Raw genomic sequence first — 5009 nt, forward strand, 5'->3', positions numbered from 1 at the left:
CCACGGACCGCTGGCCTGCGATCAAGCTCGAGATCGTAAGGAAAGCTTCACTAACCAGGTAGCGTGATCGATGCATGTGACAAGCGGTCGGCTTTCGTGCTATTGCTGCACGCAGGAGTTGACCTGGACCGCCAGGCTATCCCCGATGACTTCGTAGAGATGCTCTCCGCTATCCGGCAGCGACGTTTGCCGCCCAACCCTTTGCTCAACGGCATCGGCCGTGGGCATGGTCTTCGAGGAGGCGGTGCGTCATGTCGATAGCGTGTGCAATCGCCCATGCGAGTGCGACGCACGGTGGGCTTCGTCGACAGAACTCGAAAGGAAGTGCTTGACGCGAGGGAAACGAAGCGGTCGAGCAGGAGGCCGTCGTGGCGGTGATTTCCGCACTACTCCCTGATGGCGCGCATGCGCTTTCGGATCAGGCCGATCAGAGCTCGGGCCGCAGGCGGCAAAGTGCGCTCCCGCTTGTAGGCGATGCCGAATTCGCCGACCGGCGGTCGTTCCCGCCAGGGCAGGTCGAGAATCGCCAGCCGCCCATTCGAGATACGATCCTGCACCTGGCTCGGGTGCGCAATGCTGATCGCATCGGTCGCTTCGACCATGGCGTACATCTGCCGGCACGACGACACGGCGATCGACGGCAACAGATTGCCGGTGACCGGATCGACGGTCAGGCCGGGATCGATGTCCTCCAAGGCGTGGGTAAGCGGCGGAGGCACGTTGGCGAACACGAACGGATAGGCCCGTATGTCGATCGCCTGCAGGGACGGCCGGGCCAGCAACGGATGGCCGGCCCGGCACACATAAACACCCGCTACCCTGCCGAGCGGCTCGACGCGCAACGCCGGCATGCCGCGCAGGGTCGTGACATCAAGGGCGGCGAAGTCGACGCGGTCAGTGACCAGGAGGGCGAGCGCGGCAGTCCATTCGCGCTCGAGGAGCTCGAGCTGGATTCGCGGATTGGCCCTCACCATGTCGATCGCGGCGGCATTCACCGCGATGTCGGCGATGTAGGTCCCGACCGCGACGCGAAGCCGGCCGGCACGGCCGGTCCGGACCAGCTGGAGCCTGCTCGACATCGCCTCGGCGCGGGCGATCAGCTCCTCGGCCATCCGCAGGACATCGGAGCCAGCCGGCGTTGCCGCGACATCGCGGCGGGATCGCTCGAAGAGTCGCACGCCGAGCTCCTTCTCGAGCGCGGCGATGTTGCGGCTGAGCGTGGGCTGGCTGACCTGCAGCGCGCCCGCGGCGCGTCCGAAGTGGCGATGGCGGGCCAGCACGACCGCGTACTGCAGCAACTTGAGGTCGATTTCCATTCGCGAACTGTATCGTCTTGGCGGTTGCTTCGCATCGTCGCCGAGGCGAGTTTCTCCGCCGACGGCTTTGGTGTTGGCGCCATCGACCCCTCGCATCGGACCGCACCGGTTGCAGCGTCGACGAACCATGCAGAATTGGGGTGTGTCATCAGGAGGAGACCAACATGAGCGAAGGCGAGACAGGCGATCGAACGGACGCGCGTCGCCGCCGGTTCCTGCTGGGCAGCACGGCGATGTCGGTGCTGGCGACGGCGGGGCTCGGCAGCTCGACCCAACTGGCGCAGGCGCAGCAGGCGCCGCCGCCCGTCGCCGGCGGGAGGAAGCCGAACATTCTCGTGATCTGGGGCGATGACGTCGGCATTGCCAATGTGAGCGCCTATTCGTTCGGCGTGATGGGCTACAAGACCCCCAACATCGATCGCATCGCCCGTGAGGGCCTGATGTTCACCGACTACTACGCCGAGCAGAGCTGCACGGCCGGGCGCGCATCGTTCATCACCGGCCAGTCCGGGCTGCGCACCGGCATGACCAAGGTCGGCTTGCCGGCCGCCACGCTCGGCCTGCAGGCCGAGGACATCACCATCGCCGAGGCGCTGAAGCCTCTCGGTTACGCCGCCGGCCAGTTCGGCAAGAACCACCTCGGCGACCGCAACGAGTTCCTGCCCACGGTGCACGGCTTCGACGAGTTCTTCGGCAATCTCTACCACCTCAATGCCGAGGAGGAGCCCGAGCACCCCGACTACCCCAAGGACCCGGCCTTCAAGGCCAGGTTCGGTCCGCGCGGCGTGCTGAAGTGCAAGGCTTCCGATCGCGACGATCCGACCGTCGATCCGCGCTTCGGCAAGGTCGGCCGGCAGACGGTCGAGGATACCGGCCCGCTCACGAAGAAGCGCATGGAGACGATCGACGACGAGACCTCGAACGCGGCAATCGACTTCATCAAGCGGCAGGCCCAGGCCGGCAAGCCGTTCTTCTGCTGGTGGAACGGCACGCGCATGCATCTCTACACGCACGTGCGGCCGGAATACAAAGGCCGCAGCGGGCTTAGCGAGTATGTCGACGGCATGCTCGAGCACGACGGGCATGTCGGCAACCTGCTGAAGGCCCTCGACGAGCTCGGCATCGCCGACAACACCATCGTGATCTACGGCACCGACAACGGCGTGCACATGAACTCGTGGCCGGACGGCGGCATGACGCCGTTCCGCAGTGAGAAGAACACCAACTGGGAAGGGGCCTACCGCGTGCCGGCGATGATCCGCTGGCCAGGGCAGATCAAGCCGGGGCAGGTCACCAACGAGATCTTCTCGGCGCTCGACTGGTTCCCGACGCTGCTCGCAGCCGCCGGCGAGGCCGACATCAAGGGCAAGCTTCTCGCCGGCCACAATGCCGCCGGCAAAACCTTCAAGGTGCATCTCGACGGCTACAACCAGCTGCCCTTCCTGACCGGCAGGCGGGAGAAATCCGAACGCAAGGAGTTCTTCTACGTCAACGACGATGCCCAGCTCGTGGCGCTGCGCTACGAGAACTGGAAGGTCGTGTTCTGCGAGCAGAAAGTCGAGGGCACGTTGGAAATCTGGGCGGCGCCATTCGTCTGCCGCCGCCTGCCCAAGATGTTCAACCTGCGTCTCGACCCCTATGAGCGAGCCGACATTACGTCGAACACCTACTACGACTGGACGATCCAGCGGGCGTTCCTGATCGTCCCGGCCCAGGCGATCGTCGCCCGGTTCATCGCGACCTTCAAGGACTTCCCGCCGCGCCAGAAGCCGTCGAGCTTCAGCGTCGACGAGGTCATGGCGGTGATGTCGCGGGCGCAAGGCGGCTGACGCCGCCATCCGGATCGCTCGTGTTCAGCCTGCTCTTCTCGCGAACGCGCGGGACACAAGCGGTCCGGATGAGCAACATCGCGCCACTGCGATGGTGCGACACTGGCAACTCGTGCTCTACTACTGCGTGAGGGAGGTGGCATGCAGCGCAGGTCATTTCTCATGGGGTTGGCGGCGGCAGCCTGGATGCCCGTCCGGCAATCTCTTGCCCAGGCGGATCCCTTGCCGTCATGGAATGACGGATCGGCCAGGCGGGCGATTCTCGACTTTGTCTCCAGGGTAACGAGCGCGGGCAGCCCCGACTTCGTGCCGGTGCACGAGCGCATCGCCTGTTTCGACAATGATGGCACGCTGTGGACCGAGCAGCCCATGTACTTCCAGGCTATCTTCGCCAGTGATCGCCTACGCGCCCTGGCGGCACGACATCCCGAATGGAGGACGCAGCAGCCCTTCAAGGCAGTGCTCGACGGCGACCGTGCCGCTATCGCCACCCTTGGCGAGAAGGGACTCCTCGAGATCGTCGCCGCCACGCACGCCGGCATAACGACGGAAGTGTTCGGGCAGGCGGTACTCGACTGGCTCGCCGCCGCCCGTCATCCGCGCTTCAACCGGCCGTACACCGATCTGGTCTATCAGCCGATGCTCGAGCTGCTGACGTTCCTGCGCGCCAACCGGTTCAAGACCTTCATCGTATCAGGTGGCGGCATCGAGTTCATGCGGCCATGGACCGAGCGCGTCTACGGCATTCCACCGGAGCAGGTCGTTGGCTCGTCCGGCCTAACCCGGTACACCATGCCGGCGCCAGACAAGCCCGAGCTGATCAAAGAAGCCAGGATCGAGTTCATCGACGATGGTCCAGGCAAGCCGATCGGCATCAACCGCTTCATCGGCCGGCGGCCGGTTTTCGCCTTCGGCAACTCGGACGGCGATCAGCAGATGCTGGAATGGACTGCAGCCGGGCCGGGCGCACGATTCATGGGCCTCGTCCACCACACCGACGCCGTGCGCGAGTACGCCTACGATCGCGACTCGCCGGTCGGTCGCCTCGACAAGGCGTGGGACGAGGCGGTGCGGCGCAAGTGGATCGTCGTCGACATGAAGAGCGACTGGAAGGTCATCTACCCCTTCCAGCTCAAATGATGAGCACGTTCGAGAAACCCGACGCCTCGACTGCCGGTATGACCTGGATTCCCGGTGGCTCCTTCCGCATGGGCTCGGATCGGCACTATCCAGAGGAGGCGCCGGTCCACGGCGTCACCGTCGATGGCTTCTGGATCGACGCCACGCCGGTGACCAACGGCCAGTTCCGCGCCTTCGTAAAGGAGACGGGCCATGTCACCTGGGCCGAGATCCCGCCGGACCCACGGGACTACCCAGGGGCCCTGCCTGGCATGCTGAAGGCCGGCGGCCTCGTCTTCACTCCGCCGGACCGACCAGTCGACCTGCGTGACTGGAGCCAGTGGTGGCGCTTCACTTTTGGCGCCACCTGGCGGCGGCCTCGCGGCAAAGGCAGCCACATTGGAGGGTTGGACGACCATCCCGTCGTGCAGGTGGCCTATCGCGACGCCGAGGCCTACGCCCGGTGGGCCGGCAAGGCGCTGCCGACCGAGGCGGAGTGGGAGTTTGCCGCGCGCGGTGGGCTCGACGGCGCGGAGTTCGCGTGGGGTGACGAGCTCACGCCGGACGGCCGGCACATGGCCAACACCTGGCAGGGCGAATTCCCGCACGAGAATCTCGAGGCCGACGGGTGGGCCCGCACTTCGCCGGTGCGCGCCTTCCCGGCCAACGGCTACGGCGTCTACGACATGATCGGCAATGTCTGGGAATGGACCGCCGACTGGTACTCGGAGCGGCATGAAGCCGA

General features: G+C 65.7%; 4 protein-coding genes. 3 read left to right on the forward strand and 1 reads right to left on the reverse strand.

Translation table 11 applies throughout. From position 1 onward, the window contains the following. Positions 1-386 precede the first annotated feature (386 nt). Positions 387-1316, reverse strand: a complete 930-nt coding sequence (locus AB7O82_RS10795) for a LysR family transcriptional regulator (protein WP_428541438.1) — start codon at positions 1314-1316, stop codon at positions 387-389. Positions 1317-1480: 164 nt separating this feature from the next. On the opposite strand from AB7O82_RS10795, the gene AB7O82_RS10800 reads away from it, so the two are divergent. From AB7O82_RS10800 to AB7O82_RS10810, 3 genes are all read left to right on the forward strand, one after another. After that, complete coding sequence (locus AB7O82_RS10800; protein WP_428541435.1) at positions 1481-3145, forward strand: arylsulfatase; 1665 nt, start codon at positions 1481-1483, stop codon at positions 3143-3145. A 141-nt stretch (positions 3146-3286) separates the two neighbouring features. Beyond that, on the forward strand, positions 3287-4285 hold the full coding sequence (locus AB7O82_RS10805) for an HAD family hydrolase (RefSeq protein WP_428541432.1): 999 nt from the start codon (positions 3287-3289) through the stop codon (positions 4283-4285). Then, the coding region (locus tag AB7O82_RS10810) for a formylglycine-generating enzyme family protein (RefSeq protein ID WP_428619357.1) at positions 4282-5009 on the forward strand (728 nt) is incomplete at its 3' end. The genes AB7O82_RS10805 and AB7O82_RS10810, both read left to right, overlap by 4 nt.

The organism is Reyranella sp. (assembly GCF_050185545.1).
Lineage (GTDB): Bacteria > Pseudomonadota > Alphaproteobacteria > Reyranellales > Reyranellaceae > Reyranella.

Excerpts from the sequence above, each read along its gene's own strand:
- AB7O82_RS10795 (WP_428541438.1), bottom strand. The coding sequence starts at position 1,316 with ATGGAAATCGACCTCAAGTTGCTGCAGTACGCGGTCGTGCTGGCCCGC.
- AB7O82_RS10800 (WP_428541435.1), top strand. The coding sequence starts at position 1,481 with ATGAGCGAAGGCGAGACAGGCGATCGAACGGACGCGCGTCGCCGCCGG.
- AB7O82_RS10805 (WP_428541432.1), top strand. The coding sequence starts at position 3,287 with ATGCAGCGCAGGTCATTTCTCATGGGGTTGGCGGCGGCAGCCTGGATG.